Source organism: Mesorhizobium sp. B2-5-13, assembly GCF_006440535.1.
Classification (GTDB): Bacteria; Pseudomonadota; Alphaproteobacteria; order Rhizobiales; family Rhizobiaceae; genus Mesorhizobium; species Mesorhizobium salmacidum.
The window spans coordinates 1-24,711 of the sequence record NZ_VFUI01000034.1 but is presented as its reverse complement, the minus strand read 5'-3'; the positions used below and the strand labels follow the sequence as shown (position 1 = coordinate 24,711).

Annotated in this window: 26 protein-coding genes; 12 read left to right on the top strand and 14 right to left on the bottom strand. The window is 65.3% G+C overall.

Annotated elements, in window-relative coordinates:
- Positions 1–49: 49 nt before the first annotated feature.
- On the top strand, positions 50–1,030 hold the full coding sequence (locus FJ434_RS28330) for an ABC transporter permease (protein WP_140509485.1): 981 nt from the start codon (positions 50–52) through the stop codon (positions 1,028–1,030).
- Between the two features lie 57 nt (positions 1,031–1,087).
- Positions 1,088–2,062, top strand: coding sequence for a nucleoside hydrolase (locus tag FJ434_RS28325; RefSeq protein WP_140752768.1), 975 nt, complete (start codon positions 1,088–1,090; stop codon positions 2,060–2,062).
- 148 nt (positions 2,063–2,210) lie between these two features.
- Here the strand turns inward: FJ434_RS28325 and FJ434_RS28320 are convergent, their stop codons facing one another.
- The 7 genes from FJ434_RS28320 to FJ434_RS28290 all read right to left on the bottom strand — a co-directional run bounded on the left by FJ434_RS28320 (position 2,211) and on the right by FJ434_RS28290 (position 6,971).
- Positions 2,211–2,519, bottom strand: a complete 309-nt coding sequence (locus tag FJ434_RS28320) for a DUF1236 domain-containing protein (protein WP_140509481.1) — start codon at positions 2,517–2,519, stop codon at positions 2,211–2,213.
- A 69-nt stretch (positions 2,520–2,588) separates the two neighbouring features.
- Positions 2,589–2,867, bottom strand: a complete 279-nt coding sequence (locus FJ434_RS28315) for a hypothetical protein (RefSeq protein ID WP_246678422.1) — start codon at positions 2,865–2,867, stop codon at positions 2,589–2,591.
- Positions 2,868–3,580: 713 nt separating this feature from the next.
- On the bottom strand, positions 3,581–4,183 hold the full coding sequence (locus FJ434_RS28310) for a cupin domain-containing protein (protein ID WP_140509475.1): 603 nt from the start codon (positions 4,181–4,183) through the stop codon (positions 3,581–3,583).
- Positions 4,184–4,297: 114 nt separating this feature from the next.
- Positions 4,298–4,588, bottom strand: coding sequence for a DUF982 domain-containing protein (locus FJ434_RS28305; RefSeq protein WP_140509472.1), 291 nt, complete (start codon positions 4,586–4,588; stop codon positions 4,298–4,300).
- A 94-nt stretch (positions 4,589–4,682) separates the two neighbouring features.
- Entirely contained in the window at positions 4,683–4,907 is a 225-nt protein-coding gene (locus tag FJ434_RS28300) for a hypothetical protein (protein WP_140752770.1), read from the bottom strand.
- Between the two features lie 60 nt (positions 4,908–4,967).
- A complete protein-coding gene (groL, locus tag FJ434_RS28295; RefSeq protein WP_140509470.1) occupies positions 4,968–6,599 on the bottom strand; it encodes a chaperonin GroEL in 1,632 nt (543 codons plus the stop codon).
- Between the two features lie 57 nt (positions 6,600–6,656).
- Positions 6,657–6,971, bottom strand: coding sequence for a co-chaperone GroES (locus FJ434_RS28290; RefSeq protein ID WP_015316962.1), 315 nt, complete (start codon positions 6,969–6,971; stop codon positions 6,657–6,659).
- A 342-nt stretch (positions 6,972–7,313) separates the two neighbouring features.
- On the opposite strand from FJ434_RS28290, the gene FJ434_RS28285 reads away from it, so the two are divergent.
- Positions 7,314–7,592: an usg protein gene (locus FJ434_RS28285; RefSeq protein WP_027146349.1), complete on the top strand. Its 279-nt coding sequence runs from the start codon at positions 7,314–7,316 to the stop codon at positions 7,590–7,592.
- Between the two features lie 103 nt (positions 7,593–7,695).
- Here FJ434_RS28285 and FJ434_RS28280 read toward each other — a convergent pair whose 3' ends face one another.
- Both FJ434_RS28280 and FJ434_RS28275 read right to left on the bottom strand, forming a co-directional pair.
- Complete coding sequence (locus FJ434_RS28280; protein ID WP_140509468.1) at positions 7,696–9,198, bottom strand: ATP-binding protein; 1,503 nt, start codon at positions 9,196–9,198, stop codon at positions 7,696–7,698.
- A gap of 337 nt (positions 9,199–9,535) precedes the next feature.
- Positions 9,536–10,246, bottom strand: a complete 711-nt coding sequence (locus FJ434_RS28275; protein ID WP_140752772.1) for a glutathione S-transferase family protein — start codon at positions 10,244–10,246, stop codon at positions 9,536–9,538.
- Between the two features lie 198 nt (positions 10,247–10,444).
- On the opposite strand from FJ434_RS28275, the gene FJ434_RS28270 reads away from it, so the two are divergent.
- The gene (locus tag FJ434_RS28270) at positions 10,445–10,753 is read left to right on the top strand and encodes a hypothetical protein (protein ID WP_027146346.1); all 309 of its coding nucleotides are present in this window, start codon (positions 10,445–10,447) and stop codon (positions 10,751–10,753) included.
- A gap of 15 nt (positions 10,754–10,768) precedes the next feature.
- On the opposite strand, the gene FJ434_RS28265 is transcribed toward FJ434_RS28270, so the two are convergent.
- The 3 genes from FJ434_RS28265 to FJ434_RS28255 form a co-directional block, all read right to left on the bottom strand.
- Positions 10,769–11,599 carry an aldo/keto reductase gene (locus FJ434_RS28265; RefSeq protein ID WP_140752774.1) on the bottom strand — a complete coding sequence of 277 codons (831 nt, stop codon included), beginning with the start codon at positions 11,597–11,599 and terminating at the stop codon, positions 10,769–10,771.
- A gap of 87 nt (positions 11,600–11,686) precedes the next feature.
- Complete coding sequence (locus FJ434_RS28260) at positions 11,687–12,319, bottom strand: PQQ-binding-like beta-propeller repeat protein (protein WP_140509462.1); 633 nt, start codon at positions 12,317–12,319, stop codon at positions 11,687–11,689.
- A gap of 71 nt (positions 12,320–12,390) precedes the next feature.
- Positions 12,391–13,611: a helix-turn-helix domain-containing protein gene (locus FJ434_RS28255; protein WP_140752776.1), complete on the bottom strand. Its 1,221-nt coding sequence runs from the start codon at positions 13,609–13,611 to the stop codon at positions 12,391–12,393.
- A 313-nt stretch (positions 13,612–13,924) separates the two neighbouring features.
- Between FJ434_RS28255 and FJ434_RS28250 the strand changes: the two genes are divergently transcribed.
- Positions 13,925–14,671, top strand: coding sequence for a thioredoxin family protein (locus tag FJ434_RS28250; protein ID WP_140509458.1), 747 nt, complete (start codon positions 13,925–13,927; stop codon positions 14,669–14,671).
- A gap of 96 nt (positions 14,672–14,767) precedes the next feature.
- Positions 14,768–15,025, top strand: a complete 258-nt coding sequence (locus FJ434_RS28245; protein WP_140713805.1) for a hypothetical protein — start codon at positions 14,768–14,770, stop codon at positions 15,023–15,025.
- Positions 15,026–15,040: 15 nt separating this feature from the next.
- Here the strand turns inward: FJ434_RS28245 and FJ434_RS28240 are convergent, their stop codons facing one another.
- The gene (locus tag FJ434_RS28240) at positions 15,041–16,039 is read right to left on the bottom strand and encodes a bestrophin family ion channel (protein WP_140713807.1); all 999 of its coding nucleotides are present in this window, start codon (positions 16,037–16,039) and stop codon (positions 15,041–15,043) included.
- 54 nt (positions 16,040–16,093) lie between these two features.
- On the bottom strand, positions 16,094–16,711 hold the full coding sequence (locus tag FJ434_RS28235) for a TetR/AcrR family transcriptional regulator (protein WP_140752778.1): 618 nt from the start codon (positions 16,709–16,711) through the stop codon (positions 16,094–16,096).
- Positions 16,712–16,962: 251 nt separating this feature from the next.
- On the opposite strand from FJ434_RS28235, the gene FJ434_RS28230 reads away from it, so the two are divergent.
- From FJ434_RS28230 to FJ434_RS28205, 6 genes are all read left to right on the top strand, one after another.
- A complete protein-coding gene (locus tag FJ434_RS28230) occupies positions 16,963–17,460 on the top strand; it encodes a (2Fe-2S)-binding protein (protein WP_140509450.1) in 498 nt (165 codons plus the stop codon).
- A complete protein-coding gene (locus FJ434_RS28225; RefSeq protein WP_140752780.1) occupies positions 17,457–18,515 on the top strand; it encodes a xanthine dehydrogenase family protein subunit M in 1,059 nt (352 codons plus the stop codon). Before FJ434_RS28230 ends, FJ434_RS28225 begins: the two co-directional genes overlap by 4 nt.
- Positions 18,505–20,763, top strand: a complete 2,259-nt coding sequence (locus FJ434_RS28220; RefSeq protein WP_140752782.1) for a xanthine dehydrogenase family protein molybdopterin-binding subunit — start codon at positions 18,505–18,507, stop codon at positions 20,761–20,763. The genes FJ434_RS28225 and FJ434_RS28220 overlap by 11 nt, the downstream gene beginning before the upstream one ends.
- A gap of 89 nt (positions 20,764–20,852) precedes the next feature.
- The gene (locus tag FJ434_RS28215; RefSeq protein WP_140713813.1) at positions 20,853–21,335 is read left to right on the top strand and encodes a (2Fe-2S)-binding protein; all 483 of its coding nucleotides are present in this window, start codon (positions 20,853–20,855) and stop codon (positions 21,333–21,335) included.
- Entirely contained in the window at positions 21,332–22,315 is a 984-nt protein-coding gene (locus FJ434_RS28210) for a xanthine dehydrogenase family protein subunit M (protein ID WP_140752784.1), read from the top strand. The genes FJ434_RS28215 and FJ434_RS28210 overlap by 4 nt, the downstream gene beginning before the upstream one ends.
- On the top strand, positions 22,312–24,606 hold the full coding sequence (locus FJ434_RS28205) for a xanthine dehydrogenase family protein molybdopterin-binding subunit (protein ID WP_140752786.1): 2,295 nt from the start codon (positions 22,312–22,314) through the stop codon (positions 24,604–24,606). The genes FJ434_RS28210 and FJ434_RS28205 overlap by 4 nt, the downstream gene beginning before the upstream one ends.
- Positions 24,607–24,711 lie beyond the last annotated feature (105 nt).

Sequence of the window (24,711 nt, the reverse complement as noted above, 5' to 3'; positions counted from 1 at the left end):
GGGCACTACCCTCGCAGAACACCACCCCATCGCGAGCAGGAGCCGAGCCATGAGCACCACCGCGATCACGCCCGTTCCCTTCGGCCGCCGCCTGAAGCGTTTCATGGCCGACCGGCCCCTCATCCCGCTGATCATCCTGCTGGTCATCCTGGTGGTGATCCTGCAGATCCTGCGCCCCGGCATCGTCAACGAGCGCTGGATCGCCAACACGATCAAATTCGCCATACCGCTGGCGATCCTCGCCGGCTGCCAGACCATGACCATGCTGACCGGCGGCATCGACCTTTCGGTCGGCACGGTGGCGACGATGAGCGCCTTCGTCATGGCGACGCAAGTCATCAACCAGGACCCGGCGGTGGTTTTCCTGCTGGCGATGCTGCCGGCGGTGCTGATCGGCCTCGTCAACGGCATCGGCGTCGGCGTGTTCCGCGTCCACCCGCTGATCATGACGCTGGGCACCAGCCTGATCGGCACCGGCTGCCTGCAGGTCTATCAGCGCACGGTGATCGCGTCGGGCGCCAAAATCCCCGACTTCCTCGCCTGGCTCGGCACCGGCGTCACCTCCGGCTTTCCCAACGCCCTGCTGCTGTTCGTGCCGCTGGCCGCCCTCATCGTCTTCACGCTCGCCCGCACCGGTTTCGGCCGCCTGCTCTACGCCGTCGGCGACAATGAGCGCGCGACCCGCCTCTCCGGCGTCCAGTACTGGCAGGTCATAACAGCGCTCTACATCTCCTCCAGCATGCTCGCCGGCATCACCGGCCTGCTCTATATCGGCCTGATCAAGGCCCCTTCGCTCTCGCTCGCCGAGCCGCTGGTGCTGCCTTCGGTGGCGGCGGCCGTCATCGGCGGCACCTCGATCTTCGGCGGCCGCGGCGGTTACACCGGCACCATCATCGGCGCGCTGATCCTCACCGTGCTGACCACGCTGCTCACCATCTTGCAAATGCCGGAAGGTGCGAGGCGGATATTGTTTGGGCTGATCGTGCTGTTCGTGACGGCGGCGTATTTGCGGATTATCGAGGAGCGGTAGCGGGCATATCCGGGCCGCTCGACAACAATCGCCGCAGGCGACAAGGGAGATGCCATCATGGACAAGATCATCCTGGACTGCGATCCCGGGCACGACGACGCCATCGCCATCCTGCTCGCTGCGGGGAACCCGAATATCGACCTTCTCGGCATCACCACGGTTTCGGGAAACCACAATGTCGAGAACACCACGCTTAATGCTCTTGCCGTATGCACCGCCTACGGCATCAAAGTGCCGGTGGCGAAGGGCTCACCCGGCCCGCTCATCGGCGACCAGGTGCTGGCCGTCGAAATCCATGGCGATACTGGGCTCGACGGCCCCGTCCTGCCGCCCGCCTCGTTCGAACTCGACAAGCGGCATGCCGTCGACTTCATCATCGACACCGTCATGGCGCACGAGCCGAAAACCATCACGCTCGTGCCGGTCGGTCCCTACACCAACATCGCGCTCGCCATCCGCAAGGAACCGCGCATCATCGGGCGGGTGAAGGGCGTCGTCGCGATGGGCGGAGCCTACACACGCGGCAACATCACGCCGGCGGCGGAGTTCAACGTCTATGCCGACGCGGAGGCCGCCGACGTCGTGTTCCGCGCCGATTGGGACGTCACCATGGTCGGGCTCGACCTCACGCACCAGGCGCTGGCCACTCCGGACCTGCAAAACAGGGTGCGCGCGGTCGGCGGCCCGATTGCCAGGTTCATCCTCGATATCTGGGAGTTCATAGCGACCACGCATGGAGGCCTCCTGCAGATCGAGTATCCCGCCATCCATGATGCATGCTGCGTCGCGGCCATGATCGACCCGACCGTCTTCACCACCGAGAAGGCCGATATCCGCGTCGAGATTGCCGGCCGGTGGACCAAGGGCATGACGGTCTGCAATTTCGAGAAGATGGGCGGCATGCACCATTTCGGCGGCACGGCAAGCGAGCAGGTCGACTTCCGCCATACCGTGGCGATGAAGCTCGACCATCCGAAATTCTGCGACCTGATCGTCGATGCGCTCGAGCGCCTGACCAAAAGCAAGGCATGACGCCTCGCGTTGCCCGCAGACCTGGGCGGGTGACACGCAGCCCCCCGCGATATTCATAGGGATGAAGTGGCTCCCCAACAGTAAACCCGCCGTGCCATTTGCGGCGACGGCGGGCCGTCCCCTGCCGATGAGGGGCTAACTACCGGCATCACTCGATGATCTGCACGACTCTGCGTGTATCGGGGTCCACCAGGACCGCATGATCTCCGACGACGGTATATTTGTACCTGACGTCGGGGACGTCGATTGTGTGAAGCTCGACAGTGTCGGGGAGAGCGGAGCCGACGTTGAGTTCGACACCGAGCAGGCTGACCGATGCGAGCTTTTGTTTGTGGATGTATTCGCGAACGACCGTCTGCTGCTCAGGCTTGAGAACTACGACGTCTCCCGCGTAGGAAGCGCCAATTCCACCCACAAATGCGACTGCGGCGACTGCGCCGGCAAGATATCTTTTCATGACAAGTCCTTCTTTGTTGTGAATTGAGAAGCGAATGCCAGAACTATTCTGGCCTCTACTGCCGCCACATCAGCCGCCATTGGCCGGTGCTGCGGGCTTCGCCGGCGCTGAAGTGGCCGGGGCTTCCAGCTTTGGCGCTTCAACCTTCACGTTGATGTCCTTTCCACCGCCATGGATATTGATGACACCGGTAAATATCAGCAGGACCACGATGGCGATGATTGCAAGAACAATAGCGACCGCAGTGCCGCCGCCACCTCCAGAATTAACAACAGTTGGGCCGCCAGCCATGGCTTTCTCCTCTCCTATTCTTGAGTTGTCACCGATGAGCAACGACTTCCGCTGCATTGCGTTCCCCGGCAAGGCTTAGGTCCAGGAAATGATCCGACTGAAGTCTTATGGCGCAACCCAACGTCTTGCCCACACGTTACGATTGCCGGTCGCCCACCCTCACGGATGGAGCTGGACTGCCGGATATTTTGAGAGCGAGGCAAGCAGTGATATCAACCCAGAGACCGATTACCCGCGACGACAATCACCCCGCAAATGACAATGATGCTCAGGTTCCCGAAATGCCTCCGGTCCCGCACGTCTCTTTGAGTGACGACGCCAATATTGCCGATCTTGTCAGGCGAACCGAGCGCTTGGCCATTGCGGTTGTCGTGGGAATGGCGATCTGCCTGGCCCTTATCCCTGTGATCTATGTTGCCCTGACCTACGGAATATAGACCATATAATCCGGCGTCTTCCGCCTTTCGAGGCAGGCGCAATCTCTTCACCACCTGCTGTATCCATGCTTTGCTCCCAATATTTGCGCCTGGCTGCCGGACATGTTTTCCGCACGCCGTGGTCAACCCGGAGAAGCCTGGACTGAAAAAGAACCCGCCCGGCGTTAACCGGGCGCTCTCCGTTTATCAGTCCAATGAAGCAATCGACGCCTACCGACCTCCAACAGCCGAGAGCGTTCCACCGATGTGATGCTGTTGCGTCGATCTGCTCGGGCGCTCGTGCCGAGGCAGGGCTTGCGCCAATGAGTTTTGCTCTCCTGGGCTTCTGCGAATTCAGTCTTTCTTCCACGCCGCCAGCAGCGGGCCTTTGCTTCCGTAGACCGGGTCCTTGCGCGGCCGGCCGACCCTGGGGATCATCGCCACTGCCTTGGCGTGCTCGGCGGCGGTCGTGCATTCGTCATAGGTGCCGGATGGCGGATAGGCGCCAACCACGAGAAAGTCGTCTGAGGCGGAGATGCGCTGATGCCCGGTGCCGGCTGGCAGAACCGCGACATCGCCGGCCTTCAGCGCCAGCGTTCGTCCCTTCTTGCCGCCGAACCGGACTTTCGCCGTACCGCGCGCCACGCCCAGCACTTCGTGGATGCGCGAATGGTAGTGGACATAGTCGTAGATGCCGTTGCGCCAGCTTTCCCCCCAGCCATTGGCCGAGAAAAGCTCCTCCATGACGGCCGCGGGATCGAAGTCCTCCGGTAGCGTGACGGCACCGCGATAAACCACCAGCGGCCAGGACGGATGGTTGGGCACCAGGCCATCATCCCCAAACCTGAACTCGTTCGATTTTCGTGGCCTGACAAGATCGGCCGCATGTTGCCGGTCCGGTCTTGCGGCACCGGTCACCTGTTCGGCTGCTTTCTTGATGCTTTGCAGGATGCTCATGACGTCGCCTCGCCTCGGGGAACCCAACGCTGATCAACCTGCGTGGCCGTCGCTTGGTTCCCGGCGCCCGCGAAGCCGGGAACCGATCGCCGCACATCGGACGGACCTGCCGCCTCACCCCGCATGCATCTCATTGCCCATCGCGGCGGCCGGCGAAACCGCATCCGGCAGCAATATGTCGTTGCGGCGTGCGAAGGTGACCAGCGTCGCCCGCACCGTCTCCGGGTCGATCTCACCGGCGATGCCCGCCTTGCAGGCATTGAGAGCGATGGCATGGGCGCCGTTGCGGCTGACGGCGGGCCAGTCCTGCAACAGCACGTAGGCTTCCATCACGCTTTCGATCTTCCTCGGAAAGCCCATTCCGACCAGAAGGGTGACCGGTTCTTCAAACTGCCCGCGATTCATGGCTTGTGGCTCCTTTCGATTGTGCAGGCCCTGCGGCGGACCGAATACCGGAAAGCGCCCGCCGCGGACAGGGTGATTGGCCGCCCTTTGGCGTTCAGCCGCTAGCCGATGTCTCGGACTCCTCCGACACCTGTTTCGCCGCCAGGAACATCAGGGTCGCGGCAGCGGTGCGCCGCTTCCAGCCGGCGGCTTCGGCCATGTCGAGCAGTCCCGCCAGCAGCGGCTTCAGCACGCTGCGGCATTCGGTTTCATAGGCCAGGAACTCCTTTGCCTGATATGTCGGCGCGGGCACGGGCCCAAGGCCAGCCATTGCATCCATGTCTCTCTCCCTCAACTGATGCCCGCTCCCTCGAGGGGAGCGGGCGGACTGACCGGGACCTCAGAAGTCCATCCCGGCGCCGGCGGGCATCGCCGGAGCGGCGGCTTCCTTCTTCGGCTTCTCGGCCACCATCGCCTCGGTGGTCACCAGAAGGCCGGCGACCGACGCGGCATCCTGCAACGCCGTGCGCACCACCTTGGCCGGATCGATCACACCCTGGCCATAGAGATCGCCGAACTCATTGGTCTGGGCGTTCCAGCCCCAGCCGAATTCGCTCTTCTCGCGCAGCTTGCCGACGATGATCGAGCCTTCCGCGCCAGCATTTTCGGCAATCTGGCGAACGGGCGTCTCGATGGCGCGGCGCACGATCTCGACGCCGGTCTTCTGGTCGGCATTGTCCGTCTGGACAGCATCGAGCGCCTTGCTGGCCCGAAGCAGCGCGACGCCGCCACCGGGCAGCACGCCTTCTTCGACGGCCGCGCGGGTCGCGTGCAGGGCATCGTCGACGCGGTCCTTGCGCTCCTTGACCTCGACCTCGGTCGAGCCGCCGACGCGGATCACCGCGACACCGCCGGCGAGCTTGGCCAGCCGCTCCTGCAGCTTCTCGCGGTCATAGTCCGAGGTGGTCTCCTCGATCTGGGCCTTGATTTGCGCGACGCGGCTCTGGATCTCTTCCTTGCGCCCGACACCGTCGACAATGGTGGTGTTTTCCTTTTCGATCACCACCTTCTTGGCGCGGCCCAGCATCTCCAGCGTCACATTCTCGAGCTTGATGCCGAGATCTTCCGAAATCGCCGTGCCGCCGGTGAGGATGGCGATATCCTCCAGCATGGCCTTGCGGCGATCGCCGAAGCCCGGCGCCTTGACGGCCGCGACCTTGAGGCCGCCGCGCAGCTTGTTGACGACCAGCGTCGCCAGCGCCTCGCCCTCGACATCCTCGGCGATGATCAGCAGCGGCTTGCCCGACTGCACCACCGCTTCCAGCACCGGAAGCAACGCCTGCAGGTTGGAGAGCTTCTTTTCATGGATCAGCACGTAGGGCTCTTCGAGTTCGACGCGCATCTTGTCCTGGTTGGTGACGAAATAGGGCGAGAGATAGCCGCGGTCGAACTGCATGCCCTCGACGACTTCGAGTTCGGTCTCGGCGGTCTTGGCTTCCTCCACGGTGATGACACCTTCATTGCCGACCTTCTCCATCGCCTCGGCGAGGAAGCGGCCGATCTCGGCGTCGCCATTGGCGGAGATGGTGCCGACCTGTGCGATCTCGTCGTTGTGGGTCACCTTGCGGGCGTTGGCCTTCAACTCGGCCACGACAGCCTCCACCGCCTTGTCGATGCCGCGCTTCAGGTCCATCGGGTTCATGCCCGAGGCAACGGCCTTGGCGCCTTCCTTGACGATCGCCTGAGCCAGAACGGTCGCGGTCGTGGTGCCGTCGCCGGCAATGTCACTGGTCTTGGAGGCGACTTCGCGCACCATCTGCGCGCCCATGTTCTCGAATTTGTCCTCGAGCTCGATTTCCTTGGCGACGGTGACGCCGTCCTTGGTAATGCGCGGCGCGCCGAACGATTTGTCGATGACGACATTGCGCCCCTTGGGCCCGAGCGTCACCTTCACCGCATTGGCCAGGATATCGACGCCGCGCAACATCTTCTCGCGCGCTTCGGTATGGAATTTTACCTCTTTGGCAGCCATTGGATCACTCCTCTATTTAGGCAGCATTCGTTGACTGGTGGATTTTCGAAGAACCCGTCAGGCGGCCTTCTTCACTTGCGCGGTCTGTTCGATCACGCCCATCACGTCGCTTTCCTTCATGATGAGCAGGTCCTCGCCATTGAGCTTGATCTCGGTGCCGGACCATTTGCCGAACAGGATACGGTCACCGACCCTGACATCCAGTTCGGTCAGCTTGCCGCTGTCGTCACGCGCGCCGGGACCGACGGCGATGACTTCGCCTTCCTGCGGTTTCTCCTTGGCGGTATCGGGAATGATGATGCCGCCAGAGGTCTTTTCCTCGGCCTCGATGCGGCGGACCAGGATACGGTCATGCAATGGACGGAACGCCATGTCGTTCTCCTCTTGGGACAAACAGGTTTGAGGTTCCTCCGCACCGGACCGGCAATTGGACCGGTGCGGGGTGCGGCGACCCTTTGTCAGGCATCGCGCGCGCATATCGAGCTAGTCTTGCCATTTTTGGGTTTCAAGAGGTCGGCCAAAAAATTTTAGCACTCACCCTGAGAGAGTGCCAACCGGCTGTTATCGCGTGGTTATTCTGCCTCGCGCCGGGAGCTGCCGCTTGAACTTCCGCCGCGGTCCAACAAAATATCCGCGGCCGGCGCAATCGCGGGCGCCGGAACCGCTCGCCCGCTCAGGGAGTTGGTTGAAGACGGCCGCCGAAAGGAGACATGAATGGTTGAAAATGTCAGCAAGGAGTTCCGCCTCCAGATGGAAGGCTATGGCCTGACCACGGCTCAGATTCATTATCATCTGCCCGACCATCCGAGCCTGCTGCAGCTTTATGTCTGGCAGGACTACGACCTGGCGCCGGAGTTCCCCGAACTCAAGGGGTTCCTCTCCTATTGGGAGCGCGAACTCGAGGGACCGCTTCACTCCGTCCGCGTCGCCCATCACCGGCTGATCACCCCATCGGAATGGCGAGCCATCGAGGGCGTCATCACCATCCAGTAAAGCGTCCTCGCACGGCTGACTCTCACCGGAAACAGATGAGCGACCGGCCGGTTTTGCCAGGATGCCTGCATGACGGCCCGAGGTTGAAAACTTCATAGCCCTCTTACAGCGCCAGGCTCCCCTGCTCCGCTTCCTCGGCGTTGGGGTCGCCCGGCGCCGTTGCCCAGGCGAGTTCGACCAGCGTCACCGTGCGCCGGCCGGCGCCGTCGAACTGGCAGACGATGAGACCCTGCTCCTCGATATAGGTGAGCAGCCGCCGGGCCCGGCGCATGGAGTGCGAGCCATAGGCGCGGGCGATCGCGCCATCGCTCGGGCACGGCCAGCCCTCCTTCGCCGCGCGCGCGATCATCATGAACACGCCCTGCATGTCCTCCGGCAGCAGAGAGGCGCGCACCGAGACGTCGCGCCACACATCGTCCTCGCTAGTTTCAGACCCCAGCCCGGCACGGGCGCGCGTCAACATGCGGCGGAATGCGGGCAGATCAGGCACGACCGAGGCGAGACCCTCGATGCGGCAGCGTACGACGAACTCCTGGTAGAGCACGCCGATCACGCGGAAGCCTGCGTCAGGTTGTGCAAGAATAGCGCGCAGCACCCGGTCCACGCGCTCGCGCCGCTCCGCCAGATCCTCGGCGCTGATTTGCGGCTCCGCCGGTTCGGGGCGGATGTCGCGCGGCGCCGATTTCGCCGCCATCAGTTGCTCCAGCAGGTCCGGCGACGCCACCCGGCGTGGCGCGCGCATCGTCTCCGGCGGCGGGGCGGCCAGGATGATGGCGCGGGCATCCTCAAGCCCCGCCTCCGGCAGCGGCATCAGCCTGGGCGTGCCGTTGCGCGGGCTGGTGTCGGTCGGGCCGATGCGCAGGCCGAGCGGCCGCCGCGACAACGCCGGCCCCAGCGCCATGAACTGCCCGCGCTCCAGATCGCGAAAGGCTTCCGCCTGCCGCCGCTCCATGCCCAGGAGATCGGCGGCGCGCGCCATGTCGATATCGAGGAAGGTGCGGCCCATGAGGAAGTTGGAGGCTTCCGCCGCGACGTTCTTGGCGAGCTTGGCCAGCCGCTGCGTGGCGATGATGCCAGCCAGCCCCCGCTTGCGGCCCCGGCACATCAGGTTGGTCATGGCGCCGAGCGAAAGCTTGCGCGCCTCGTCCGACACCTCGCCGGCCACCGCCGGCGCGAAAAGCTGAGCTTCGTCGACCACCACCAGCATCGGGTACCAGTGGTCGCGCGCGACCTCGAACAGCCCGCCGAGAAAGGCGGCGGCCCGCCGCATCTGGTTCTCGGCATCGAGCCCTTCCAGGTTAAGCACGGTCGAGACGCGATGGATACGCGCCCGCTCGCCGGCCGCCTGCAGCCCGCGCTCGGTATGCTCCTCGGCATCTATCACCAGATGGCCGTAGCGTTCGCCCAGCGAAACGAAGTCGCCTTCGGGGTCGATGATGGTCTGCTGCACCCAAGGCGCGCTCTGCTCCAGGAGCCGCCGCAACAAATGCGACTTGCCGGAGCCCGAATTGCCCTGCACCAGAAGGCGGGTCGCCAGCAATTCCTCGAGATCGAGCTTCGCCGGGTCGCCCGCCGTGGTGTGTCCCATCTCGATCGCAACGGTCATGCCAGACTCATCAGCTCCTTCGCAGACGGGCTTATCAACCCGATCGCGGCCCGTCGAGCGTGGGATGGCCGGCGATTCGCGTTGCGCACAGCCGAGAGAACGACGACGTGGCCGCGATGGACGGCCGAGACCGACGGCCCGCCTGCCGTTTACAGCCCTGACCTGTGGATAGTAACCACTTGTTCACCATGGGCCGGTGTTCCGATTGCGGACACCAGGCATCCGCCTAACCTGACCCTGCATCGTGCCCCAACGTGATGCACCCAACGCCCCCAAATGGCGGCCGGCGTCTTCAAGTTTCTCTCCAAACGTATACGCCGGTCGCCACCCCTTTCGGTTACAGCCTCGGTGCCGCCTCATGCGGCTCGATCTGTCCTGGGACTGGCGGCAATCGCGGCGCTTCCAGACCCTCGAAGGGATCACGCCAAGCGTCGATGGCTTCAAGCCGCCCGTACCAGCGGGTGAGCGCGGGATAATCACCAAGCGGCAGCCCAGCGACGTCGTTGAACGGCAAGAACGTCGCCATGCGGAAGTCGGCATAGGAGACTGAATTGCCGACCAGCCATGGCTGGTCGACAAGCACCGCCTCCAGGATCGCGGCGGCCTTGGGGAATTCTGCAAGTCCCTCCGCGACTTTTTCCCGATCGATCGGCCCGATGTGATAGCGCTGCTTGGTGCCGCGCTCGAAATGCACCATGTCGCAGGCCCGCACGAAATTCTCCTTGCCCCAGCTCAGCCAGCGGATCATGTCGGGCTCATCCTCGCCGGTGCGCCAAAAATCCGAACCCATGTCGCGCGACAACCGGCAGGCTATGGCGTCGGCCTCCCAAAGGCTGCCGCCCGGCCACGCCAGTATGGGGAGGGAAAGGTTGGGATTGAGCGACCGGAATCGCTCCGCTTGCCCCGGCGCGAACGGCGACGCGAATTCGAAGGTCACTTTCGCCCCGAGATGACGCGCCACCGCGACCCCCAGGCGCGGATTGGGGTTGCGGCTGAAGTACAGTTTTGTTTCCACCCCAGCCGGCGTCGGCTCGACCTTGTCCCTCATGAATGCCTCTCCTTGTTCCGGCGACCATCGCCAGATCAAGGACGGATGCGGCTGGTGCAATCCTACAAATCTTACATTTCCCGCGGACCGGGCGGAACGAGCAGCCCATCGAAACAGGAAGGGTCGTGCAAAGTTTGGGTTGACCGCCTCCGACGGCGAGGCGACACTTCATCCCACAGCAAGGCAGGAGGAAAAACGATGGATGAGCCCGACCGCTGGCGCCACATGTCCAGCGCGCCAAAAGACGGCAGCCGGATACTCGTTACGGTCCGCCCGTCCGAACAGGGGCCAGCGGAAGTCGACCTCGCCTACTGGTCACGCGCCGATCAGTTCGGCGAGGAAGGCTGGCGCGCCTCCGATTCCTCGCCCGGCCGCGTCGTCGAATACGCCGAGCCGGAGCTGAAGTGCTGGATGCCGATGCCCTCGGCCAATCTCAGCCGGGGCGCCTCGATGCCGGCGCCATGGGAAGGCGACGACGCGCAACAGCTGGACGGCTCGGGGATTTAACGCCGCTTGGCACGCTCAGAACAAAAAGGAAGCCGTCGCCGGATTCGGCCCGTTGCGGCCGTCGGCCGCATCCATGCCGCCGATCGTCTCCAGGTCCTGCGCGTCCAGTTCGAAATCGAAGACGTCGAAATTGGCCGCGATACGGTCCTGGCGGACCGATTTCGGGATGACGATCAGCCCTTGCTGGAGATGCCAGCGGATCATCGTCTGCGCGGCGGACTTGCCATGTTTGCGGGCAATGCCTGATATGGTCGGATCGCTCAGCAGGCGGCCGCTGCCCAACGGACTCCAGCTTTCCGTATGAATGTCGTGCCGGGTGTGAAACTCCCTGAGCGCGCGCTGCTGGAAGCGCGGATGCAACTCGACCTGGTTGACGACTGGTGTCACGCCCGTCTCGCCGATGATGCGTTCCAGATGATCAGGATTGAAATTCGAGACGCCGATCGACTTGATGCGGCCGGCCTGCTTCAGTTCGACAAGCGTCTTCCACGCCTCGACATATTTGTCCTGGCTGGGCACCGGCCAATGGATCAGGAACAGGTCGAGCTGCTCGACGCCGAGCTTCTGCATCGTGTCGTCGAAGGCACGAAGCGCCGCATCGCGCTGGTGGGCGCCGTTGCGCAGCTTCGAGGTGATGAACAACTCACTTGCCGGCACGCCGGCGGCGCGGATCGCCTCGCCGACGCCTTCCTCGTTCTGATAGCCCTCGGCAGTGTCGATCAGCCGGTAACCGGCCGCGATCGCCCAGCCCACTACCTGCGCGGTGATGTCGTGATCGACTTGCCACACGCCAAGGCCAAGCTGGGGAATGGCGGCGCCGTCGTTCAACGTGATCTGTTCGGGCATGATCTGGTCCTTTTGCGGGGGGATGGTCCAGCCTATCTAGGCCCGACATCGCGCAACGGCCAGTCGCCAAGGGAAAATTCGCGGTCCCTATTTCGGCCGGCGCACCGCCCGCACCACGCCGGCGTTTCCGCTGCCGCAGAAGAGGCGGTCGCCGCCATCGGACTCCAGCCCCGAGACGCCCATGCCGGCAGGCATGTCGAGCTTCTCCAGGACCTTGCCCGTCCGTGGGTCGACGCGGCGCAGATCGCTTTCGTCGCCCTCCCAGGTGGCGTGCCACAATTCGCCCTCGACCCAGGTCACCCCGGTGACGAAACGGTTGGATTCGATGGTGCGCAGGATCGCCCCGGTCTCGGGATCGATCTGATGGATCTTGCGCTCCCGGTGCTGCCCGACCCACAGCGTGCCTTCAGCCCAGGTCAAACCGGAATCGCCGCCGTTGCCGGGTGCCGGAATGGTGGAAAGCACCTCGCCCGTGTCGGGATCGATCTTCTGAATGCGGTCCTTGGCGAGCTGGAAGAAATGCCGGCCGTCATAGGCGGTGCCGGCGTGAGCCGCGACATCGATCGAACGCAATGCCTGCCCGCTCTCCGGATCGAAGGCGTTAAGCCTGTCGCCCGAGGCGAACCAGACGTTCTTGCCGTCAAAGCTCACCCCGGCCACCGTCTTGGCACCGGGAAAGGGTCCATATTCCCTCAAAATTTCGGCCGCTGAATGTTTCATTTCGTGATCCTTTAGTGTGGTCGTCATCCCGCTGACCTTTGCAGGCCGGCATCACCTGAATATCAACACACTTAGCCGTTTGGCAGCGGCGCCGGGAGTAACAAGGTGGTCGTGAAACCCGCCACCGGCGGCGTCATCCAGCGGCGCGCCCGGCCTTGGCCGAAGGACTGGACCTTACCGGCCTCGGCAAGCGGCTCGAGCGCCCGTTGCACGCTGCGCTGGCCGGTTCCAAGCGCAAGCGCCAGGGCCGAACTCGACCAGGCCTCGCCGTCGGCCAGCAAGGCCAGCACGGCCGCGTGCCGCTCCTCGATCGGCCGCGCCAGCACCATCACCGCGCGCGCCTGGCGCGGCGCCAGCGTGAAGCCATGCTTGGTGGCGCTGATGCCGGCCAGTGCGCGAAGCTCTGCACGCAGCCGCCCGATCTCGACGCGCAGGCGCGCGCGATGCGATTCATCGGCATGCCTGCCGCCGAAGGCCCGCGCCACGAGGTCGCCCCGCGACACATCCCCCGGCCAGGCTTCGGCGAGCGTCCGCGCCAAGGCGAACAGCACAGGCCGGCTTGCCAGCGAAACCGTGGTCCGCCCAACCCGCACGGCGTAGCGGAAGGCATCGACGACCAGCGCCGGCGATCCCTGCAGCGCCTCGACCTCTTCGAGCAGCAGCGGCTGCTCCCTGCCCTGCGCGATCAATCGCGCCGCGGGTGTTTCCAGTGCCTGCCATGCGCTGTCGACCTCCGCGATGAGGCCGGGAATGCCGGCCTTGCGGGCGGCATGTCGCGCCCACTCCAGCGCCGCGCGTGCCGGCCGGGTCCGCAGGCGCCGCATGGCGATGCCGGCGACGGCGAGCTCGTGCGCGGCCCTGGCCGCCGGCGGAAGCGGCGCCGGGTCGAGTCCGGCCAGCACATGCTCGGCCTCGTCGAGGCGGCCGATCAGGAGCAGGCGGCGCACCTTGAGGTGGCCGGCATGCGCCGCGTTCAACCGGTCGCCGTGCTTTTCCAGCGCCGTGCGGGCCGCGTCGAGCGCCTTGGCCGGCCAACCGAGATCACGCGAGACCAGCGCGATCTCGGCCTCGGCGACGACGCATCTGGCGCGCGCGACCGCCTCTTTCGGGCTGAAGGCGCGCACGGCCCGCCGCAACAAGAGCTTGGCGCGATCGAAGTCGCCGAGCTGCGCCATGGCGATGCCGCGCAGCGCCAGCGCCGGCGCATCCTCGCGCAGGGCGACGCGGTCGAGCGCCCCAAGCGGATCGCCGGCCGCCAGCGCCAGCGCTGCCGAGGTGATCAGCGAGTCCATTCAAATCCCGTCACACTTGTAACTCCCACCTCGGCACCGAGCCGCCCTAACTTACGTCAGTACCGTCAACCAGCAAGTCGGCCCAGCAAGTCGGCCCAGCAAGTCGGCAATGACGGCACGCATAGGAGATACAAAAGATGCCTGCTTCCACCGACCTCGACCTCGACACGGCCAATGATACGGCCAAGCACGCAGCACGCCACCCCTGCTGCGCCGGACCGGATCTCTTGGATTCCGCCGCGCCCGCAGCACCCCGACCTGCCCAGGCAACACCACACCGCAACGACGCCACGACTGGCAAAGGAGAAGACCAATGACCATGACGATGAAGACCCCGCCGATCGTTTCACGGCAAGATTGGGAAGCCGCGCACCAAAAGATGCTGGTGAAGGAGAAGGCGACGATGCGCGCCAGGGACGCGCTGTCGGCCGAACGCCGGCGCATGCCATGGACGGAAGTGGACAAGGCTTATGTCTTTGAGGGTCCCGACGGCAAGGTGAGCCTGCTCGACCTTTTCGAAGGCCGCCGCCAGCTGATCGTCTACCGCGCCTTCTTCGAGCCTGGCGTCTATGGCTGGCCGGAGCACGCCTGCCGTGGCTGCTCGCTCGGCGCCGACCAGGTCGGCCACCTCGCCCATCTCAACGCCCGCAACACCACGCTTGCCTATGCCTCGCGCGCCCCGCAGGCCGACATTGCGCGGCTGAAGCAACGGATGGGCTGGGAGATGCCCTGGTACACGATCACCGACAGCTTCGACAAGGATTTCGGCGTCGACGAATGGCACGGCCACAACGTATTCATTCATGATGGCGACCGCATCTTCCGCACCTATTTCATCAACAACCGCGGCGACGAGGCGTTGGGCACCGTCTGGAGCTATCTCGACGTCACACCGCTCGGCCGCCAGGAGGTCTGGGAAGACTCGCCCGAAGGCTACCCGCAGACCCCGCTCTACAGCTGGTGGAACTGGCACGACAACTACGAAGCCGGAGCCGACAAGAAATGGGCCGAAGTGTCCGCCGCCGGCGAAGCCGCGTTCCGCGACAAGGCCAACCAGTAACCGGCGCAGGCCTGTCCAGCCTGGGTTCCTCTCCCGCCTCCGGCAGGGCCGAGGAACCCAGGTCCTGACGGGTCGCAACCATCAAGGACAACGACCATGAGCGATATCCAATCCGGCATCGGCAGCGCCGAAAATGCCGCCCCTCGTGGCATCGCCGACTGGCTGTGCCTGGCAGCAGCGCCCACCTTCGCACTGATGGCGCTGCTTTCCCGCCTTCAAGGCGGCGATACCGCCATGCTATGCATGGGCGCCTCGCCGCTGGCCGGACCAATCCTGACCGGAATGCCCGCCATGTATCTGCTGATGAGCGCTTTCCACCTGGCTCCCTGGCTGCGGGTGATCTCCCGCCGGTAGGCGCCCGCTTCCGCCTCACATGGCGATGTCGTTGACCGGCAGCAAGGGCTTGGGAAGGTCGCTCTCGCCGAGCCCGGCGCGCATCTCGATCTCGATGTCGCGGCAGATTTGCGAGATCGGCACATCGTTGGCGTTGCCCTCGAAAGGGTTGGCGCTGCTCTCGCCGACCTGGTCGAGGGACATGTAGGCCCAGCCCAGCAGCGTGCTGAACGGGATCGTCAGCCAGATGGCGATCGAGCCGAGCATGCCGTCCAGTTTGCCCATGTCGGCGAACACCGGAACCACGCCGAACGGCAGCAGCGTGCAGAAGATCATCACGAACATGGAACTGACGATGGCGTATTGCCGGGGATAGGGATTGTTCTTGATACGGTCGCAGCGCGCCTGCTGATCGTGGAAGTCGCGGATCAGCTTGGTCAGTTCGACATAGACCTGCGCCGGAACCTTGGCGTCCTTGAGCAGCCCGTTGACCTGGACCGACTGCAATTCGAGCAAGGCAATCGCCGGACGAGGCGATTTCAGGACATCAACGGTCTGGTCGCCCAGCAGCGGGCGCAATTCGTCGGCGATCGAGCCCCCGTCCTCCTGGATGTGGTAACGCCGCCGGTATTCGGTATTGGCGGCCTTCCCCATCGATTCCCACGGCATCGGCCGCCGCAGCGCGTATCGCAGCGCCGTCATCCATGCGATGTGGCGGTAGATGAGCTTCCGAGCCGTCGGCGCATCGAGGAAGTCCCGGCAGAAATTGGACCACATCCGGCTGCTGGCCGTGATCTGCGTGAAAGCCTGCAGCGCCTCACCGCTGCGGGTGAGCACCTGCGAATTCTTGAAGCCGGCGACGAGCGATACCGTGGTGCCGAGCACCAGCACCACCGACCATGGCACGGAGAACCCGGCAATGCCCGGAAAGCGGTAGGCCGCCACGGCCAGGCCGCTCACCACCACCATGTAGAGCACGCTGCGCCGCGACCACAGCGCGAAATCGACCACCTTGTAGGAACGGCCTACATACATTGAATGCCCCTCAAATCATTCTGTCGCGCACGGTTGCGCGGCCATTATCCCCATTCACCCAGCCTTCCCCGCCCCGAACCGCAAGCCGTCCATCAACAGCTTCACCAACCGGCGCGAACGATCGCGCCACTCAGGCGTGTCGGGCGCCGAGTAGATGCCGCCGAGCGCATGCAGCACATCGGAGGCATCGACGTCGCCGCGGATCGTGCCGTCGGCCACCGCCGCCTCGACCAGTTGCCGCAAGGCCTGCGAAACCCTACCCGACGTGTCGGAGAACAGCCTCGAATTGGTGGTGAACAGGATGCGCAGGCTGGTCGCCAGGCCGCGCTTGGTGGCGATATAGTCGACGAAGCGGCGCATCCACTCTTCCAGAGCAACATCGGAGGGATGTTTTGCCGCAAGCTCGCCGGCCGCCGCGCATAGCGCCTCCGCCTCGCGGCGGTAGACCACCTCGACCAGATGTTCGCGCGTCGGGAAATGCCGGTAGAGCGTGCCGATACCGACGCCGGCGCGGCGCGCGATCTCCTCCAGCGAGGCATCGATGCCACGCTCGGCAAACAGGGCCGCCGCGACCTCGGCCAGCCGGTCGCGGTTGCGCTGGGCATCCGCGCGCAGCGGTTTGTCGGCGGCGGCGGGTTTTTGGTCGACAGTTGTGACGGGCTCAAAAGCCAATTTTTTTCTCCACCAGGGATATGGGGGCTTGAACCATGCCCGGCCAGTCCCCACGTAAATAAACGGAGGCGCCTCCGTTTTAGTGGAGCACCTTTATCATATAATCAGGGAGCCCGGTATGTCACGTCTTTCGAAGCCGCAAGCTGCCACCTTCCCTACCCGCGGCGGATTGGCTGCCGCCTGACCTTGTCCTTCCCCTCCCAAGCGCCAGATCATCCCCCTCAGCGTCAAGCAACTGGAGCCAGACGCCCATGACCACCCTTCCCATCTCGCTTACCGTCAATGGATACCGCCACGAACTCGAGGTCGACACCCGCGTCACCTTGCTCGACCTGCTGCGCGAGCGGCTTGAGCTCTCCGGCACCAAGAAGGGCTGCGACCGCGGCCAGTGCGGCGCCTGCACGGTGCTGGTCGACGGCAAGCGCATAAACTCCTGCCTCGCGCTGGCGGTCAGCCATGACGGCGCCGAGGTGCTGACCATCGAAGGCGTCGCCCACGGTGAAGAACTGCATCCGGTGCAGGCCGCCTTCATCGCCCATGACGGCTTCCAGTGCGGCTTCTGCACACCCGGCCAGATCATGAGCACGCTCGGCCTGATCGCCGAAGGACAGGCTGGAGACGATCCCGAGCGTATCCGCGAGGGGCTGAGCGGCAACATCTGCCGCTGCGCGGCCTATGGCGGCATCGTCGAGGCCGTTCTGGAGGCCCGGCAACAACTTGCCGGAACCGACCGGAGGACCGCGGCATGAGAGACTTCGATTTTGTCAGGCCGGCCACCATCTCCGACGCCATAGCGGCGGCGGCCGTACCGGGCTCGGCCTATCTCGCCGGCGGCACCAATCTGCTGGATCTGATGAAGGGCGGCATTACCAGCCCCGAACGGATCGTCGACATTACCCGGCTGCCGGAACTCAATCGCATCGAAACGCTCGATGATGGCGGCCTGCGCATCGGCGCGCTGGTCCGCAATGCCGATCTCGCACACGATCCGGCCTTCGCCAAGGCCTATCCGGCGGTGGCCGAGGCGCTGCTGTCGGGCGCCTCGGCGCAGCTTCGCAACGCCGCCACTGTTGGCGGCAATCTGTTGCAGCGCACGCGGTGCAGTTACTTCTATGACACCGCCAGCGCCTGCAACAGGCGCGAACCCGGTTCCGGCTGCTCGGCCCTTGGCGGCGAGAACCGCTTACATGCCATCCTGGGCTGGAGCGATGCCTGCATCGCCACCCATCCCTCCGACTTCTGCGTGCCCTTGGTGGCGCTGGACGCCGTGGTCGAGATCGAGGGCAAGGAAGGCCGGCGCCATGTGACGCTGGAGGAATTTCACCGGCTTCCGGGCGACACCCCGCAGCGCGAGACCGTGCTGGAGCCGGGCGAGCTGATCGTTGCGGTGCGCCTGCCGGCGGAAGCAGCTTCCTTCGCCGCTCACGCCCGCTATCTGAAAGTGCGCGAACGCACCTCCTATGCCTTCGCGGTCGTTTCGGCGGCCGCGGCACTTTTCGTCGATCGCGGCAAGATCCGCGGTGCAAGGCTGGCGCTGGGCGGTGTGGCGGCCAAACCGTGGCGGGCGCGTTCGGCGGAAGCGGTGCTGCTTGGCGCAGATGCCGACGAGGCGAGCTTCGTCCGCGCCGCGGATGCCGCGTTGGCCGACGCCAGCCCCTCCGGCGACAACGCCTTCAAGATCGAGCTTGCCCGCCGCATTGTCGTCAGGGCGCTGATGGCCGCAAAGGCCGGAACACCCGAGCGGATGCCGGCTCTTCCTGCCTCCCCCTTTTCCTCCATTCCCGGAGTGCGCCATGACGCTTGAACTCAGCCTCAACCAGCAACCTGCCCATACGCGGCAGGGCTCCAGCATCGGCCAGCCGCTGACCCGCCGCGACGGATTCTTGAAAGTGACGGGGGCGGCGCGCTACGCCGCCGATAACCACCCGCCCGGCATGCTCTATGCCGTGCTCGCCGTCTCGAGCATCGCGCGCGGCCGGGTCGTGTCGCTGGATATCGAGGCGGCCAAGGCGCATTCGGGCGTGATCGAAGTGATGACGCCACTGAACCGGCCGGCGCTCGCCGTCGATCCGGATGCCAAGGACCATCCCTTCATGTTCCGGCTCGACCTGCTGCAGAACGATGGGGTTCGCTATGCCAACCAGAGCATCGCCGTGGTGATCGCGGAGACGCTGGAAGCGGCGACCGAAGGCGCGGCGCTGCTGTCGCCGCGCTATGAAACGCTGCCGGCGCGGGTCGGTCTCGATAGCGGCAAAAGCTTCGTGCCGCGCGGCGTTGGCGTCGGCAACCCGGCGGTGCAGGAGAAGGGCGATGTCGAGGCCGGCCTCGAATCGGCAAGAACGCGGATCGAGGCGGCTTACGAGACGCCGGCACAGTATCACAACGCCATGGAGCCCCACGCAATCGTCGCTGCCTGGGATGGCGACCAGCTGTCGATCGACACGCCGAGCCAGGGCCTTGCCATGGCGCAAGGGCGCATCGCCGGCCTGTTCGGCATCGCGCCGCGGAACGTCCACATCCGAAGCCCATTCCTGGGTGGCGGTTTCGGCTCCAAGGGCATGATCTCCGGGCCGCAAGTGCTCGGCATCCTGGCTGCGCGTCTCGTCGGCCGCCCGGTCAAGCTGGTGCTGCGGCGCGAGCAGATGTACGGCCCGGTCGGCCATCGCGCCCCGACCCGCCAGACATTGCGCATGGGCATGGATGGCGAAGGGCGGCTGACCGCGCTCTCCCATCACGCCAGGACCACATCGAGCACGTTCGACGATTTCTTCGAACCGGCGGCGGACGCCTCGCACACGCTCTATGCCAGTCCGGCCATCGCCACCTCGCACGATGCTGTGCGGCTCGACACCGGCACGCCGCTGTTCATGCGGGCGCCGGGCGAGGCCACCGGATCGATCGCGCTGGAAAGCGCTATAGACGAGGCAGCCCATGCCTGCGGCATGGACCCGCTGGAATTCCGGCTCAGGAACTATGCCGAAGTCGAGCCTATGACGGGCAAGCCGTTCTCCTCAAAGGCCCTGCGCGAATGTTACGAACAGGCGGCCGAAGCGTTTGGCTGGGCGAGCCGCCCGCTGCAGCCGCGGCGGATGCGCGACACGGACGGTTTCCTTACTGGCTGGGGGATGGGCACGGCGACGTTCCCGGCGCTCATGTTCCAGGCCGAGGCACGCGCGGTGCTGAGGGCCGACGGCAGCGGCTTGATGGAGACCGGCGCTCAGGACATGGGCCAAGGCGCCTGGACGGCCTTTGCCCAAATTGCGGCAGACGGGCTAGGGCTCGACATCGACCAGGTCGATTTCAGGGCCGGCAGTTCCGACCTGCCCAATGCGGGCATCGCCGGCGGTTCGGGCCACACGGCGACGGCCGGCATGGCCATCCACAATGCGGGTGCGGCCGTCATCGCCAGGCTTGCCAATCTCGCCACGGGCAACGAAGCCTCGCCGCTGTTCGGCGCCGGCAATGAAGGTGTCCTGGCGCGCGGCGGACGCCTCTACCGCCGCGATGACGAAAGCCGCAGCGAAAACTATAGCGAGATCCTCGCCCGCGCGGGTCTTGCCGAGATCGAAGGCCATGGCAAAGGCGCACCGGATCCGGCGTCGCAGGAGATCTTCGCCAAGCACGCGCATGGGGCCGTGTTCGCCGAGGTGAAGATCGACCCGGATTTAGGCCAGATCCGCGTCACCCGGCTGGTCGGCGCATTCGCCGCCGGACGGGTCATCAATCCGCGGCTGGTGCGCAGCCAGTATTATGGCGGGATGATCTGGGGCGTTTCCTTCGCACTGCATGAGGAAGCCGTCACCGACCGACGCTCCGGCCGGATCCAGAATGCCAACCTCGCCGAATATCATGTCCCGGTGAATGCCGACGTGCCGTCGGTCGAGGCGCTGCTGGTTCACGAGGACGACCCTCATGTGAACGCACTCGGCATCAAGGGCGTCGGTGAAATCGGCATCACCGGCACGGCCGGCGCCGTGGCCAATGCGGTCTGGCACGCGACCGGCATGCGCCCGCGGCGCTTTCCGATCCGGATCGAGGACCTGCTGGGGTGAGGAGCGGTCCGTCCGAAGCAACGGTTGGACCCCCCTAACCTAACTCCAATTCATTCCCCCAAGCGTCAAGCAACTGGAGCCAGACGCCCATGACGAGCAAGACCACAATTCCTGTCCATCTCGATATCAACGGCCAGCGTCACACGCTGGAACTCGAACCGCGTGTCACGCTGCTCGACGCCTTGCGTGACAGGCTCGGCCTGACCGGCACCAAGAAGGGCTGCGACCATGGCCAGTGCGGCGCCTGCACCGTCCATGTCGACGGCGAGCGCGTGCTGGCCTGCCTGACATTGGCCGCACAGGCCGCAGGTCGCACCATCACCACTATAGAGGGGCTTGCACGGGAGGGCGAACTGCATCCCGTGCAGGCTGCCTTCCTCGAACAGGACGCCTTCCAGTGCGGCTATTGCACGCCAGGCCAGATCATGTCGGCGGTGGCCTGCATCCGTGAGGGCCATGCCGGCTCGGACGACGAAATCCGTGAATACATGGCCGGCAATCTCTGCCGCTGCGGCGCCTACCCGCACATCGTCGCCGCCGTGCGCCAGGCAACGCTGGAGGCCGCGTCATGAGGGATTTTTCCTATCTTCGCGCCACTTCGGTCGACGCCGCCCGCCAGGCGGCCGCGCTCCCCGGCGCCATGCTGCTCGCCGGCGGCACCACGCTGATCGACCTCGCCAAATGCGGCGTCACCGAACCCGACACGCTGGTCGACATCACCCATCTCAAGGGACTGGACCGGATCGAGATCGGCGAGCGCGGCGCCATCATCGGCGCGCTCGCCAGGATGGGCCATGTCGCCGACCACGACGACATCAAGAGCCGCTTCCCCGCCATCTCGGAGGCGCTATGGCAAGCAGCCTCGGCGCAGATCCGCAACATGGCGACCATAGGCGGCAATTTGATGCAGCGCACGCGCTGCCCCTATTTCCGCGATCCCTCGAACTTTTCGGCCTGCAACAAGCGTGTATCAGGCAGCGGCTGTTCGGCGATCGGCGGCGTCACCAGGGGCCATGCCGTGCTTGGCACCAGCGAGGCCTGCATCGCCATGTACCCAGGCGACCTCGCCACCGTGCTCGTCGCCTTCGACGCAACAGTTCATCTCGGCGATCGGCGCATCCGGGTCGATGACTTTTTCCTGTTGCCCGGCACGACGCCGGACAGGGAACACGCGATCGAGCCGGGGGAGATGATCACCGCCATCGAAATCCCCTCTTCCGCCGCTGCCCACCGCTCGACCTATCTGAAGGTCCGCGACCGGCAATCCTACGAGTTCGCCGCGGCCAGTGCCGCCGTCGGGCTCGAACTGGAATCCGACGGACGCACCATCCGCGACCTGCGCGTGGCGCTCGGTGGCGTCGCCACCAAGCCCTGGCGGGCGCGGGCCGTGGAAGCCGCGCTGAAAGGCAAGGTGCTGGAGCCCGAAGCTGTTCGCGCCGCCAGCCTGCTCGCCGTCGAAGGCGCCGTCGACCAAGGCGCCAACCACTACAAGATCGAGCTCGCGCCGCGCGTCGTCGCACGGGCTATTCTCAAGATGGGAGAAACGGCATGACCGTTCACAACATCAGACATGGCGATGCGTTCGACGGCGGCGCGGACGCGGTCGGCGGCCGGCTATCGCGCGTCGACGGTCCGGCCAAGATCACGGGTGCCGCCAAATACGCCGTCGAGCAGCAGCTCAAAGGCCTCGCCTACGCCGCACTGGTCGAAAGTACCATCGCGTCCGGCAAGGTGCGCGCCATCGACAGCAAGGCGGCCGAGGCAGCACCGGGCGTACTCAAGGTGCTGACCCCGGACACAATCATCAGCCTGAGAACCGCCTCGGACTGGTTCGGCACCCCGCCGCCCGACAAACCCTATTGCCCGCTGGCGCGCGACGTCACCTTCTCGGGCCAGCACGTCGCCGCCGTGATCGCCGAGACCTTCGAGCAGGCGGTCGCCGCGGCGGCCCTCGTCAAGGTCAGCTATGATGAGACGCCGGCAATCGTCGACCTCAGCGACGGCAAGGCCGGTGACGGCATTCCGGTCGATGCCATGACCAAGGAATGGGGCGACGCGTCCGCCGCCTTCGCCTCCGCCCCGGTGCGCATCTGCGCCGCCTATAACACGCCGCGCGAATACCAGGCGCCAATGGAACCGCATGGCCTGATCGCCCGCTGGGAGGGTGACCACCTCACCGTGTGGGAGCCGAGCCAATGGCTGGATGGCATGGCGCGCACCTATGCCGAATGGTTCGCCGTGCCGTTCGAGAATGTGCGGCTGGTGTCGCCCTATGTCGGTGGCGGCTTCGGTTCCAAGGCCCTGGCGCTCAGCCATGGCGCGATTGCCGCGAGTGCCGCGAAAATGCTCGGCCGGCCGGTGCGGCTGGTGATGACGCGGCCGCAGACCTTCACCAGCTATGGCGGCCGCGCCGCGACGCGGCAGACGGTGACGATCGGCGCCGACCGTGACGGCATGATCCAGTCGATCGTGCATCGCGGCGTCAACGAAACCTCCATCGACGGCATGTGGGTCGAGCCGCTGGGCTCGGTCACCTCTATCATGTACGCGACGCCGAACTTCTCCTCGAAACAGAATGTCGTGCGGGTGAATTCGGTGGTGCCGGGCGCCATGCGCGCACCGGGTGAAAACCCGTCGGCCTTCGGCATCGAAAGCGCCATCGACGAGCTCGCCTACGAGGTCGGCATCGATCCGCTGGAAATCCGGCTGAAGAACTACGCCGAGCAGGACCCGCACGCGAAAAAAGCCTGGTCGACCAGACAGTTGCGCGAAGCTTTTGCAGCAGGCGCCGAACGCTTCGGATGGGCTAGGCGCGCACCTGAGCCGCGCTCGATGCGCGACGGCAACCAGCTGATCGGCTGGGGCGTCGCCGCCGGCACCTATCCGGTGCGGCGCGCCTATGGCGAAGCGATGGTGCGCATTCTGGCCGACGGCTCGGTCGAGGTCGAGAGCTCCTCGATCGACATGGGCCAGGGCACCTACACCATCCTGGCGCAGACCGCCGCCGAAACGGTTGGCGTGAGCGCAGACGACGTCGTGGTGAAGCTCGGCGATTCCCGGTTTCCCCGCGCCGGCGTCACTGGCGGCTCACGGCTGGCCGGCGTGATGACGGGCGCGGTCTACAAGGCGGCGACCTCGGCGCTCGACCAGCTGATCGGCTTGGCCATCAGCGATCCGCGCTCGCCCTTCCACACGCTGCAGGCCAACACTTTGGTCGTCGCCAATGGCCGCATCGGCTCGCCTCGCGGCGACGGTCCCGATGTCTCGATCGCCGAACTGCTCAAAAGCATCGGCCGCGACCGCATCGAGGCGACCGGCGACACCATGCCGGCCAATTCGACGGCAGAGGATCGCTACAAGAACTACACCACCATCGCCATGGCGCTACCGCACACCGAGGGCGACTATTCCCGCCACTCGTGGTGCGCGCATTTCGTCGAGGTGCGCGTCGACGAGGATTTCGGCACGGTGCGCGTATCGCGCGTGGTGTCGGCGTTGGATTCGGGCCGGCTCTACAATCCGAAGCTGGCCGAAAGCCAGTGGAAAGGCGGCATCATCATGGGTATCGGCCAGGCGCTGCTCGAAGAAGGCATCGTCGACCGCCGCCACGGCCGCATCGTCAACAACAACCTCGCCGACTATCTCGTCCCGACCAACGCCGACGTCCCCGACATCGAGGTGATCTCGGTCGGCATTCCCGACCTGCACTCCTCCGTGCTCGGCGGCAAGGGTGTCGGCGAACTGGCGATCGTCGGCATGGCGCCGGCCATCGCCAACGCGGTGTTCCACGCCACGGGCAAGCGCGTGCGGGATCTGCCGATCACGCTGGAGAAGCTGATCTGAGGGTGGAACTGCCAATCTCCCCCCTTGAGGCAGGGCTATCGCATATGAGTGATGGCATTGATGAGATAGTCGTCATTCCAGGCGCATTTCTTGATGCGGTGGCTG